Annotated in this window: 14 protein-coding genes; 10 read left to right on the forward strand and 4 right to left on the reverse strand. The window is 65.2% G+C overall.

Translation table 11 applies throughout. The annotated features are described in order from the left end of the window. The first annotated feature begins 83 nt into the window (after positions 1 to 83). The 3 genes from HWX87_RS32355 (at position 84) to HWX87_RS32365 (ending at position 2,115) form a co-directional block, all read left to right on the forward strand. Entirely contained in the window at positions 84 to 1,004 is a 921-nt protein-coding gene (locus tag HWX87_RS32355; RefSeq protein WP_176051014.1) for a bestrophin, read from the forward strand. 89 nt (positions 1,005 to 1,093) lie between these two features. Continuing rightward, on the forward strand, positions 1,094 to 1,687 hold the full coding sequence (locus tag HWX87_RS32360) for an SMI1/KNR4 family protein (protein ID WP_176051015.1): 594 nt from the start codon (positions 1,094 to 1,096) through the stop codon (positions 1,685 to 1,687). Between the two features lie 41 nt (positions 1,688 to 1,728). Next, the gene (locus HWX87_RS32365; protein WP_176051016.1) at positions 1,729 to 2,115 is read left to right on the forward strand and encodes a VOC family protein; all 387 of its coding nucleotides are present in this window, start codon (positions 1,729 to 1,731) and stop codon (positions 2,113 to 2,115) included. 17 nt (positions 2,116 to 2,132) lie between these two features. Here the strand turns inward: HWX87_RS32365 and HWX87_RS32370 are convergent, their stop codons facing one another. After that, entirely contained in the window at positions 2,133 to 2,573 is a 441-nt protein-coding gene (locus HWX87_RS32370; RefSeq protein ID WP_176051017.1) for a nuclear transport factor 2 family protein, read from the reverse strand. A gap of 159 nt (positions 2,574 to 2,732) precedes the next feature. Here HWX87_RS32370 and HWX87_RS32375 point away from each other — a divergent pair, with 159 nt between their 5' ends. Next, positions 2,733 to 3,146, forward strand: coding sequence for a VOC family protein (locus HWX87_RS32375; RefSeq protein WP_176051018.1), 414 nt, complete (start codon positions 2,733 to 2,735; stop codon positions 3,144 to 3,146). Positions 3,147 to 3,155: 9 nt separating this feature from the next. Here HWX87_RS32375 and trpS read toward each other — a convergent pair whose 3' ends face one another. Both trpS and HWX87_RS32385 read right to left on the reverse strand, forming a co-directional pair. Beyond that, positions 3,156 to 4,169, reverse strand: a complete 1,014-nt coding sequence (gene trpS / locus HWX87_RS32380; RefSeq protein ID WP_176051019.1) for a tryptophan--tRNA ligase — start codon at positions 4,167 to 4,169, stop codon at positions 3,156 to 3,158. A 209-nt stretch (positions 4,170 to 4,378) separates the two neighbouring features. Further along, positions 4,379 to 4,534, reverse strand: a complete 156-nt coding sequence (locus HWX87_RS32385) for a hypothetical protein (protein ID WP_162838121.1) — start codon at positions 4,532 to 4,534, stop codon at positions 4,379 to 4,381. 579 nt (positions 4,535 to 5,113) lie between these two features. Between HWX87_RS32385 and HWX87_RS32390 the strand changes: the two genes are divergently transcribed. From HWX87_RS32390 to argE, 6 genes are all read left to right on the forward strand, one after another. After that, a complete protein-coding gene (locus tag HWX87_RS32390) occupies positions 5,114 to 5,764 on the forward strand; it encodes a hypothetical protein (protein WP_176051020.1) in 651 nt (216 codons plus the stop codon). A gap of 189 nt (positions 5,765 to 5,953) precedes the next feature. Then, entirely contained in the window at positions 5,954 to 7,003 is a 1,050-nt protein-coding gene (locus tag HWX87_RS32395; RefSeq protein ID WP_244137800.1) for a DUF6396 domain-containing protein, read from the forward strand. A 223-nt stretch (positions 7,004 to 7,226) separates the two neighbouring features. Continuing rightward, positions 7,227 to 8,549 carry an NAD(P)/FAD-dependent oxidoreductase gene (locus HWX87_RS32400; protein ID WP_176051021.1) on the forward strand — a complete coding sequence of 441 codons (1,323 nt, stop codon included), beginning with the start codon at positions 7,227 to 7,229 and terminating at the stop codon, positions 8,547 to 8,549. An 84-nt stretch (positions 8,550 to 8,633) separates the two neighbouring features. Then, complete coding sequence (locus HWX87_RS32405) at positions 8,634 to 9,071, forward strand: RidA family protein (protein WP_176051022.1); 438 nt, start codon at positions 8,634 to 8,636, stop codon at positions 9,069 to 9,071. An 8-nt stretch (positions 9,072 to 9,079) separates the two neighbouring features. After that, a complete protein-coding gene (locus tag HWX87_RS32410; RefSeq protein ID WP_176051023.1) occupies positions 9,080 to 9,757 on the forward strand; it encodes a DUF1028 domain-containing protein in 678 nt (225 codons plus the stop codon). Next, positions 9,750 to 10,913, forward strand: coding sequence for an acetylornithine deacetylase (argE, locus tag HWX87_RS32415; protein WP_176051024.1), 1,164 nt, complete (start codon positions 9,750 to 9,752; stop codon positions 10,911 to 10,913). The genes HWX87_RS32410 and argE overlap by 8 nt, the downstream gene beginning before the upstream one ends. 57 nt (positions 10,914 to 10,970) lie before the next feature. Here the strand turns inward: argE and HWX87_RS32420 are convergent, their stop codons facing one another. Then, positions 10,971 to 11,894 carry a LysR substrate-binding domain-containing protein gene (locus HWX87_RS32420; RefSeq protein ID WP_059241999.1) on the reverse strand — a complete coding sequence of 308 codons (924 nt, stop codon included), beginning with the start codon at positions 11,892 to 11,894 and terminating at the stop codon, positions 10,971 to 10,973. Positions 11,895 to 12,201: the final 307 nt, after the last annotated feature.

Raw genomic sequence — 12,201 nt, forward strand, 5'->3', positions numbered from 1 at the left:
CAGCGGCCCGCCACGCGCGGGCCGTTGCGCATCGGGCGCGGGTGTGCCGCGCCGCGCATTCCTTTGGCAGTCGAGAAAACACCATGATCGTCAGACCACGACAAAACTGGCTCAGGATGCTGTTCGTATGGAACGGCTCCGTGCTGCAATCGATCATTCCGCAGCTCGTGTTCATGGCGATCGTCAGCACGCTGGCGGTCTTCACGAACGGGCGCATCTTCGGCGAGAAGATTCCGCTCAACACCGCACCGTTCACGCTGTTCGGGCTCGCGCTCGCGATCTTCCTCGCGTTTCGCAACAACGCGAGCTTCGAGCGTTTCAAGGAGGCGCGCCATCTGTGGGGCAACCTGCTGATCGCCGCGCGCACGGTGACGTCCCAACTGAACCGCTACCTGCCCGACGGCGTCAGCACCGTCGAGCGCAACCGGCTCGCCGATCTGCTGATCGCATTCACGTATGCGCTGAAGCATCAGCTGCGCCATACCGATCCGACCGCGGACCTCCAGCGCATTCTCGGCACGGAGCGCACGGTCGAGCTTGGCGGCAAATGCTTCAAGCCGGTTGCGATCCTCGACGAGCTGCGCGGCGGCATCGTCCGTGCGCTGGGCCGCGCGCCCGGCAGCGACGCGACCTGCTGGATGTTCGAGACGCAGCTCGACGAGCTTGGCAAGTCGGTGGGTGGTTGCGAGCGGATCCTGTCGACGCCGATCCCGTTCTCGTACAGCGTGCTGCTGCATCGCACCGTGTATGCGTACTGCGTGCTGCTGCCGTTCGGGCTCGTCGATTCGACGGAGTTCTTCACGCCGCTGATCTGCGTGTTCATCTCGTACACGCTGATCGCGCTCGAAGCGATCGCGAACGAGGTCGCCGAACCGTTCGGCCTCGCGCCGAATGCGCTCGCACTCGATGCGATGACGCGCACGATCGAGCGATCGGTGCTCGAACTGGGCGACCGTCCGATGCCGGAGGAGTTCGTGCCGGCGTCGACGTACCAGATCACGTAAGCGGATTCGCGCAAGCGGGGCGATCATGCGGGGCGGCGGGCGGCGCTAGAATGGCGCTTGTCCGTTTCCCGGAATCAGGATCCTTCGCGATGACCCTCGTCGATACCTATCTCGCCGGCCTGCGCGCCGCGCTGCCCGAGGCCGACAATACGGCGCTCGCCGTCGCCATGGGCGCGACGCCCGCGCAGCTCGACGCGCTGCGTGCGGCGTATCCGCAGTGCCCGGCCAGCCTGCTCGAACTGCTCGGCAAGCTGGACGGCACTTACTGGCGCGACTACGGCGGCACGACGATCAATGTGCTCGTGCTGGGTTCGGACGTCTACGAATACCCCTACTACCTGCTGTCGGCCGCGCAGATGCTCGAAGAAGGCGCGAAGTACCGCGACAGCATCGCGGCGATCTACGGCGACGACGCGAACGATGATGGCGAACTCGTCGATCCGCGCATCGACATCGCATTGCCGATGGGCCGGCGCCTGTGCTTCTCGCACTGCATGAACAACGGCGGCACGTCGCAGCTCTACATCGATTTCGCGCCGGCGCCCGGCGGCAAGGTGGGGCAGGTCGTGCGCTTCCTGCACGATCCCGACAGCTACGCGGTGATCGCCGACGACTTCGATGGCTACCTGCGCACGCTGATCGACGACGGTTATGCGTTTGTCATCGATTTCGACGAAGAATAGGGGCGGGCGCCGAGTGCCGATAGCTGCCTCAGGAGAGTGACATGCGAATCTACGTGACGAGTATCTTTGTCGACGACCAGGACAAGGCGTTGACGTTCTATACCGACAAGCTCGGTTTCAAGCTGAAGAACAACGTGCCGGTGGGCGACTACCGCTGGTTGACCGTCGTGTCGAAAGACCAGCCGGACGGCACCGAGCTGCTGCTCGAGCCGAGCAGCCATCGCGCCGTGGGGCCGTACAAGCAGGCGCTGTACGAGGACGGTATTCCGGCCGCGTCGTTCCAGGTCGACGATCTCGACGACGAGTTCGCGCGGCTCGCGGCACTCGGCGTGCGGTTCACGCTGGAGCCGATGGATGCGGGGCCCGTGCGCGTCGCGATCGTCGACGATACGTGCGGGAACCTGATTCAGCTGATGCAGATGAAGTAACGCGCCGCGCGGGCTTTTCAGCGCGCCGCGACCGGCGGCGCGTTGTGCATCCAGCTGCGCTCCTGCATGCGGCTCTGGATGCGCCACCCGCATTCGGTCCGCACCAGCAGGTCGCGATACCACAGCCCGACGAAGCACACGCGATCGTCGCCGGCTTCATCGGCCGAGATCATCATCACCTGGCCGGCCGTTCGCGCGGTTGCGGCATCGCCGTCGACGATCAGCAGCGACGTCGAGATCGTGTGCTGCGTGCCGCGCATCGTCGAGGTCATCTGCTCCAGATAGGTGGCGATTTCCGCGCGGCTGCCGACCGGGCCGCCGAATGCCGCGTAGTCGAGCCGTGCGTTGGCGGCGAAGAGCCGCTCGAATTCGCGCCAGTCCTGGCGGTCGACGGCGTGGCAGTAGCGCGTCAGCAGATCCTGAATGTCCAGCCGGTCGATCGATTCCTGGGGCGTCATGGTGTCGTGAAATGTGGGGATGACGGGGAAACGATAGCGGGTGCGCAGGGGCGCGACATCGGCGGAGTGGACTAAGGGCTTGGCCGCAATGTGCGAGGGGGAATCGGTGCATGACGCGGCGCTTGTGTAGACTCGTGCACGTTCTACGGAGCCCACACCATGCAACTTCTCGATCACGTGTCCATCGGCGTGCCGGATATCGACCGGGCGCGCCCTTTCTACGATGCCGTCATGGCTGCGCTGGGCGCATCCAAGGTGTACGACCGGCCCGCCGCACTCGGCTATGGCGAGCGTTGCAACGCGAACGACATCGCATCGACCTGCCTCGCGGTGTATCTGGATCCCGCCGAAGTCGGGACGAGCAAGCGGCACTGGTGTTTCAAGGCTTCTTCGCGCGAGCAGGTGCACGCGTTTTTCGAAGCCGGCCTGTCAACGGGCGGCCGGTCTGACGGCGACCCCGGATTGAGGCCGCACTACCATGACGACTACTACGCGGCCTTTCTCGTCGACCCGGCCGGCAACCGGATCGAGGCCGTGTGTCACGCCGCTCCGGCGGAGCGCGAGCGGCCGTGACGGTGCCGCTCAATCGAAATACGTGAGCCCCATCGCACCCTTCACCTCCGCGAGCGTCGCGCCTGCCACCTCCCGCGCGTGCAGCGTGCCGCGCTTCAGGATCGCCATCACCTCGCTCTTGTCGGCCTCGAACTCGCGGCGGCGCGTGCGGATCGGCTCGATCAGCGCCTGCAGCCGCTCGTTCAGTACGCGCTTGACGACGCTGTCGCCGAGGCCGCCGCGGCGGTAGTGGGCCTTCAGCTCGTCGACTTTCGCGACGTCGGGCTCGAATGCATCGAGGAACGTGAACACGACGTTGCCCTCGACCTGGCCGGGATCGCTCACGCGCAGGTGGTTCGGGTCCGTGTACATGTCCTTCACGGCCTGCGTGATCTCGTCCGGCGTCGAGCCGAGCGTGATCGCGTTGCCGAGCGACTTGCTCATCTTCGCCTTGCCGTCGATGCCCGGCAGCCGCGTGACCGACGACAGCACAGCCTCGCATTCGACCAGCACGGGCTGCTCGACGGTCGCGTTGAAGCGGCGCACGAGTTCGTTGGTCTGTTCGATCATCGGGAGCTGATCGTCGCCGACGGGCACGTGGGTCGCCTTGAACGCGGTGATGTCGGCCGCCTGGCTCACGGGGTAGGTCAGGAAACCGGCCGGGATGTCGCGCTCGAACCCGCGCAGGCGGATCTCTTCCTTGATGGTCGGATTGCGCTCGAGGCGCGCGACCGTGACGAGGTTGAGCAGGTATTGCGACAGTTCGGCGAGTTCGGGCACTTGCGACTGCACGACGATCGTCGAGATCGCCGGATCGATGCCGACGGCGAGATAGTCGAGCGCGACCTCGATCACGTTCTCGGTGACGCGCTGGCGACGGCCCATGTTGTCGGTCAGCGCCTGCGTATCGGCGAGCAGCAGGAATTGCTTCGCGTCGTGCTGCATCTGCACGCGCGCGCGCAGCGAGCCGATGTAGTGGCCGAGATGCAGCGGGCCGGTCGTGCGGTCGCCGGTGAGGATGATCGGTCGGTTCGGGTGAGTCATGGTGGACGTTGGTTCCGGGTTATCGAAGCCGCCAGCCATGATGTCGGCGCAGAAACGCAAATGCCGCCATGGCTGGCGGCATCACGTTTGGGACATGCAAAAGGAAACGGGCCGCCTGGGTCAGGCGCGCCACCAGCAATGCACGTTCGGCGAGGCGGGTTTGGTTTCCATCGCGCAAGTATAGCGCAGTGGGCGGCCGATCGAGCGCGTCAGCGGATCACTGACTCCATCGCGAGATACGCGGTTTCGGCGGACGGCCACAGCAGGTAGAGCAGGCCGGCCATCAGCAGCAGCGCGCCGGCGCGTACCAAAGGCGTACGGTCCTTGTCGCGCGGGGGATGGGTGGGCTGCTTCGATTTCTTCATGCTTGCAGGCGCGGGATGCGCCACTCCAACGGTTACTGCAACGGGTCGCACGGGGGCGATGCCGGGGTGTTGCGGGTTTTACAGGGGCGGGCGTGCCGTTTTGCGGCACCGTGTCGACCGGGGCGACGGAGGAGATGGCCGGTCGCGGGCGATAAAAAGGGACGATTGGATAGTCCGCGTCCGCTTTCCATGTCGAGGTGACCGGCATCCTACCAGTTCGGCGCAACGGGCACAGTCAAGAATTGTGGGGCTGCGGGCGGCTGCATCAGGCTGCGCCGGATAACCGTGGCATTGATGGGGCGGGATCGCTTCATCGAAACGAAGCCCCGTCTGAGGGAGCGCAGCGCGCACAGCCGTCGAATGAGGTGCGGGCCTCGGGCCGGTGGCGGTTGTTCATGCGTCTGGCTCGTCGAAACCATGGCGACAGTCGAATGGCGGATGAAACCCCGGGTGCAAGCGTGTCAGGCGTGTCGTTTTGTCGATCCGGCGACAGTACACGCTCCGATTACAATCTTCCGGCACGCCGGTCACGAACCATGGGTCCGAGTGCTTTGCCAGGAAGGCGCTGGCGGTGCCTCGTTGCTTGACCTCATTCAATCCCGCGAGAATCCGTTCGATATGAAACTGGGCCACTTGATTGTTTCCGTTCTGCTTTTGTGTGGTTTGCCACGTGCCTTCGCCCAGGCATGCCCGATGCCGGAAGACGTGTTAGGTCGATCGTTTGACGAAGCGAAGCACACCATGTCGAAGGCTGTCGGCGAGAATTGGTCACCGAACGACGTCGGATGCCCTGACGGCTATTTGAATTTGATGTCGGATTGGCAGCGCGGACACTGCGAAATTCCGGGGAACGAATCTCATGCACGGATCATGATTTCGGGATTCGAGGGATCTGACACGGTCGTCGGAATTTTCTATGTTTTGACTTCCAGGATGTCCGTGCCGGACGTAAGGCGACTATTTGCGCCCGGTGCGTTAAAACCGGTTGCTGACTACCCGATGCCACTGAGGGCGGTGGTTCCTGCCCCGTCGGGAGATTCCCTGTTTGTGTCAAACGACGGGCGACGCCTGCTGCGCGTTGGTCCGGAGCATGGAAATCCTGACGGACAAATTGTTCAGCTATTCGACCTGCATGCTGTCAAGAGGGAAATCGCGCCTCTGCAGGCCTGTGCCCGGTTGACCCGCACGCTACGGGACGACGGTATACGACCTACGACTGAAAAATATTGAGCGCGCTGGCAGCGACGGCAATCCCCTGGTCATCAAGGAAACCTTCATGAAGTGGCAAAAACTCATGGAATCGAATGTCAGTCAAAGGAAGCGTGGTCTGGAGCCGGTGGGCTTCCTGATGGCATTTCAAGACGATCGCACGTCCAGCGTCCGGCTAGCCTGGCGCGCTTTCAGATTATGCGAGTTCCGATGAGTACTACAACGTCTGAACGCTTGCGCCTGTCGGGCGTGTTTTCCCTCTTCCTGTTCCTTGCTTGTACTGCTTGCTCGATGAACGATTCCCTTCCGCGAAATATGTCGCTCGACGCGTTCAATCCGCATCGCGAGACGTTTGATTGCGTGCAAGAAGCCGCCGTAGTTCCGGCCGTTGATTCAGACGCGGACCGCTGGAATCGGCAGGCGATGACGATGACGAGCGCGTTGTTGTGGCCGAACCAGCGCGACTATGCTGGTGCCGTCGCATTGTGGGGCAAGGCTGCCGAGCGCAAGCACTGGAAGGCGATGCTGAGCCTCGCAAATGCCTACGCTCAAGGGCTGGGTGTCGATCGCAATACCGAGCGCGCGGTGCAGATCACCGAGCAGGCAATGAAGCTGGGCATACCGGCGGCCTACGATCTGATGGGTACTTACTACATGAACGGAGTCGGGGTAAAGCAGGATGCGAGCCGTGCGTATGCGTTCTGGCAACTTGCTGCGGACAAGGGCAGCCCGAGTGCCATGGCTTACTTGGGTAGTAAGCTCGATGCGGTTTACGATGATCCGAAATCCGGTTTTTGGGGCAATCGGAAGGTTGCGCTCAAAATGCTCGAGTGTGGATTCGCCCAAGGTAGCGGAGATGCCGCATACGCGCTAGGAACAACGCTCGTTGGTTCCGACCGATCGCTCGGCGAAGACAATGTGCAGGCTCTCAAGATCTTGCATGAAGGCGTGAAATACGGAAGCGCCAAGAGTGCGGCCTATTTGTTCGGTGCGTTCGACGACGGTGATCCCGTGGTCGGCAACGTGAAGGATCGTGCCCGGGCCGAGCGTTACAGTGTGCTTGCCGATCGCCTCGAGCGCGACCCCGACCTGCGTTTGCCGAACCTGGACAAGGTTGTGCCGCTGCCGCCTGCCAGATTGCCCAAGTGGGACCGCAACAAGGCGACGTTGATCGACGCGGCGAAGGCCGTGGCGTCCGCGCCGGTGTCGCCGACCAAACTCTCGGTGCACCCCGTGTCGCTGCGTACCGGCCGCGCGTAGGTGCCCGAATCCGAATGACGCCCGAAACGGGCGAAACGTCACCGCCAGATCGCGTGATGTGCGCGCCGGACGGGTGAGCCACTCACCCGCCCCAGCTTTTTGCTCGTCAACACCAACAAAAATCATCATTTCGCCGTAAGCGGCCTGTCCGCAGAATGTCTCCATTCCAACTCACGCGACAGCACGAGCGTCGCACTGAGCCGCACTTCCGAAGGAGACAGCCGTGGCAGTCGAAACAACCTCAATCGATACGCTCGTCGTCGGCGCCGGGCAGGCCGGCGTGGCCATGAGCGAGCACCTGGGCAAGCTGGGCGTGCCCCATCTGGTACTGGAGCGCAGCCGCATCGCCGAACGCTGGCGCACCGGGCGCTGGGATTCGCTGGTCGCGAACGGCCCCGCGTGGCACGACCGCTTCCCGGGGCTCGAATTCGACGGTCTCGATCCCGATGCGTTCGCGTCGAAAGACCAGGTCGCCGACTACTTCGAAGCGTACGCGCGCAAGTTCAACGCGCCGATCCGCACGGGCGTCGAAGTGAAGAGCGTCGTGCGCAACGCGGGCAAGCCGGGCTTCGTCGTCGAGACCTCCGACGGCACGATCGAGGCGAATCGCGTGGTCGTCGCGACGGGGCCGTTCCAGCGCCCGGTCATTCCGCCGATCGCGCCGGACGACGCGCGCCTCATGCAGATCCATTCCGCCGACTATCGCAACCCGGGCCAGCTTCCGGAAGGCGCGGTGCTGGTGGTCGGCGCCGGTTCGTCAGGCGTGCAGATCGCCGACGAACTGCAGCGCGCGGGCCGGCAGGTGTACCTGTCGGTCGGGCCGCACGATCGCCCGCCGCGCGCGTATCGCGGCCGCGACTTCTGCTGGTGGCTCGGCGTGCTCGGCGAATGGGACAAGGAAATCGCGACGCCCGGCCGCGAACACGTGACGATCGCGGTGAGCGGCGCGCGCGGCGGTCACACGGTCGATTTCCGCGCGCTCGCGAACCAGGGCGTGACGCTCGTCGGACTGACGAAGTCGTTCGACGGCGGCGTGGCGGTGTTCGAACGCGATCTCGCGGTCAATCTCGCCCGCGGCGACGAAAACTACCTGTCGCTGCTCGACGCGGCCGACGCCTACGCGGCACGCAACGGCCTCGACCTGCCGGAAGAGCCGGAAGCACGCCGCATCCTGCCGAACCCCGAATGCGTCGCGCATCCGATCCTCGCGCTGGACCTCGCCGGTGCGGGCGTCACGTCGATCGTCTGGGCGACCGGCTACGCGGTCGACTACGGCTGGCTCAACGTCGATGCGTTCGCGCCGAACGGCAAGCCGCAGCACCAGCGCGGCGTGTCGAAGGAGCCCGGCATCTATTTCCTCGGCCTGCCGTGGCTGTCGCGGCGCGGCTCCAGCTTCATCTGGGGCGTGTGGCACGACGCGAAGCACATCGCCGATCACATCGTCACGCAGCGCAAGTACCTCGCGTACCACGACGCGTCGCAACAACGCACGGCCGCATCGCAGGCACCGGCCGACGCGCGCCCGCTCGCCGAAGCGACGAGCTGACCACCTGACGAACAGACATGAACCCGCCGCGCCGCGAATGCTTCCGGTGCGGCGGGCGAACACACCGACACTCGAAGGATCTCGATGAGCCAGCCTACCCATACGCGTATCCGCATGTTCAACACCAAGGATACCTACCCGAACCAGACGCTCGACAACGACCTGTGCCAGGCCGTGCGGGCCGGCAACACCGTCTACGTGCGCGGCCAGGTCGGCACCGATTTCGACGGCAACCTGATCGGCCTCGGCGATCCGCGCGCACAGGCCGAGCAGGCAATGAAGAACGTCAAGCAACTGCTCGAGGAAGCCGGCAGCGACATCACGCACATCGTGAAGACGACGACCTACCTGATCGATCCGCGTTATCGCGAGCCGGTCTACCAGGAAGTCGGCAAGTGGCTGAAGGGCGTGTATCCGATCTCGACGGGGCTCGTCGTGTCGGCGCTCGGTCAGCCGCAGTGGCTGATGGAGATCGACGTGATCGCGGTGGTCCCGGACAACTGGCAGCCGAACCGCGCATAGGAGGCGACATGACTTTCTCCATCGTCGGGCGTTGCCCGGAGACGGGCCAGCTCGGGATCGCGATCAGCTCGTCGAGCATCGCCGTCGGCGCGCGCTGCCCGTGGGTGCGCGCGGGCGTCGGTGCGGTCGCGACGCAGAACATCACGCTGCCGGCCCTCGGTCCGCAGATCCTCGACCTGATCGAGCACGATCAGCTCGCGCCCGCCGCGGCGCTCGACCGCGCGCTCAGCGCGAACGGCTGGAGCCAGTATCGTCAGGTCACGGTGATCGACGGGCAGGGGCACACGGCGTGCTTCACCGGCAAGGAGGCGCTCGGCACGCATCACGCGGTGCAGGGCGAGCAGTGCGCGGCGGCCGGCAACTTGCTGGCCGCGCCTGCCGTGATCGACGCGATGGTGCGGGCCTTCGAACAGGCGCCCGGCCTGCTCGCCGATCGCCTGCTGGCCGCGATGCACGCGGCGATGGCGGCCGGCGGCGAAGCCGGGCCGGTGCATTCGGCCGCGCTGAAGGTGGCCGGCGACGTGACCTGGCCGATCGTCGACCTGCGCGTCGACTGGGCCGATACCGATCCGATCGGGCAGCTCGAGACGCTCTGGCGTGCGTATCGGCCGCAGATGCAGGACTACCAGACGCGCGCGCTGAACCCGACCGCCGCGCCGAGCTACGGAGTGCCGGGCGATGAGTGATACGTCGAGCCGTGCGCTGCTCGAACGGCTGATCGGTTTCGCGACGGTCAGCCGCGAGTCGAACCTCGAGATGATCGGCTTCATCCGCGACTATCTCGCGGGCTTCGGCGTGGAAAGCGAGCTGTTCTACAACGCGGAACGCACGAAGGCGAGCCTGTACGCGACGATCGGGCCGCGCGATCGCGGCGGCATCGCGCTGTCGGGCCATACCGACGTGGTGCCGGTGGACGGGCAGGCGTGGACGGTCGAGCCGTTCCGGCTGACCGAGCGCGACGGCCGCCTGTACGGCCGGGGCACGGCCGACATGAAGGGCTTCATCGCGTCGGCGCTCGCGGTGGTTCCGGCGTTCGTTGCGCGGCCGCTGAGCATACCCGTGCATCTTGCTTTCTCGTACGACGAGGAAGTCGGCTGCCTCGGCGTGCGGCCGATGCTCGAAGCACTGGCCGCGCGCGAGCACCGGCCGCGCCTGTGCCTGATCGGCGAGCCGACCGAGCTGAAACCGGTGCTCGGACACAAGGGCAAGCTCGCGATGCGCTGCCATGTGAAGGGCGCGGCATGCCACTCGGCGTATGCGCCGTCGGGCGTCAACGCGATCGACTATGCGGCGAAGCTGATCGGCCGGCTCGGCGAGATCGGTGCGGCGCTCGCGCGGCCCGAGCGGCACGACAGCCGTTTCGATCCGCCGTTCTCGACCGTGCAGACGGGATTGATCAAGGGCGGCCGCGCGCTGAACATCGTGCCGGCCGAATGCGAGTTCGATTTCGAGGTGCGCGCGCTGCCGGATTTCGACGCGCACGACGTGCCGAGAAAGCTGCAGGACTATGCGGAATCCGAACTGTTGCCGAAGATGCGCGCGGTGCAGCCCGATACCGACATTCAATTGCAGCCGCTGGGCGCGTATCCGGGGCTGGCCACCGCACCGGACAGCGAAGCCGCGCGCCTGCTCGCGATGCTGAGCGGTTCCGATGCGTTCGGCACGGTCGCATTCGGCACCGAGGGCGGGCTGTTCGGTCAGGCCGGGATTCCGACCGCGGTGTGCGGGCCCGGCAGCATGGATCAGGGGCACAAGCCCGACGAGTTCGTCACGCTCGAACAGCTGCATGGATGCGACGCGATGCTGGGTCGCCTGGCCGCGCATCTTTCATCGGCGGCCTGAACCTGCAAGTGAAACGCACGCACCGCACCCTGCGGCGCGTGCGTTTCTCCCTTTTCACTATCGTGCGGATTCCGCAACGATCTGCGCAAGCCGTTCGCGGCAGAAATCGACGAACGACTGCGCCTGCTTCGTGAGCTGGCCGCGCTTCAGCCGTGCGCTCACGAGCCCCGACGGGCTCACCGTTTCGCTGAGGCCGATCGTCACGACACGCTGACCATCGTACGTGTATTCGGAATGCGGGCGCGTGACGAGTAGCGAGAAACCGAATCCCTGGCCGACCATGCCGCGCACCATCTCGATCGACGGCGAGCCGAACACGATGTTCGGCGTGAGCCCGAGTTCGTGAAAGAGGCTGACGAAGTAGGTGCGGCTCGGCTGCACGTCGAGCAGGATCATCGGCTCGACGCACAGGTCGCGCAGCGACACGTGCGACTGGCCCGCGAACCGGTGGTTCTCCGGCAGCAGCACGTACGGCTGCTGCGGCGGCATCAGCGGCTCGGTTTCGATCGTGCCGTCGAGATCGTGGTCGTACATGAGCGCGAGATCGAACGTGCCCGACGTCAGGCCCTGCACGAGCTCCTGCTGGTCGCCGTCGCGCAGCCGGATGTTCACGCCCGGGTAGCGCTCGCGAAACCCGGCGATCAGTTGCGGCAGGTAGAGCGGCGCGACCGTCTCGAAGCAGCCGATGTCGATCTGCCCGGTGATCACGTCGTTGTCGGCGAGCGCGTTCTGTTCGAACTCGTGCGCGATGCGCAGCAGCTCCTGCGCTTTCCGGTAGAAGCGCGTGCCGCTCGGCGTCAGCGACACGCCCTGTGCGTGATGACGGATGAACAGCTTCACGCCGAAGCTTTCCTCCAGCCCCTTGATCGCGCTGGAGATCGACGGTTGCGCGATGAAGAGCTGACGCGAGGCCTCGGCAACGCTGCCGGATTCGACCGTCGTGATGAAGTATTTCAGTTGCCGCAAAGTGTAGTGAGCCACAAGCACCTCTGATACCCGGCCCCGGCGTGCCGCCGCGGGCGCATGCGCGTTCCATGTGGAAACAGACCCTGGCACCTTACCTGAAGTCGATCGGCGCCGGAATTTCCGCTGCAGAGCTTTTTCGTATGTCGCGGAAATATTTTTAGTATTTTCCGGCCGCGATAGTCGTGGCGCACCATCGTCTCCAACCTGGATCACGAAGACCGCGAAGCGGCCGCGCACGCACCGGCGGGACATGTCATCCGTCCCCGCATGCACGTCGTCCGCTTCGTTCGACACCGCCGCGCGCGCACGCGGCGCGTCGTCG

This window comes from Burkholderia sp. BCC1644 (assembly GCF_902833225.1).
Classification (GTDB): Bacteria; Pseudomonadota; Gammaproteobacteria; order Burkholderiales; family Burkholderiaceae; genus Burkholderia.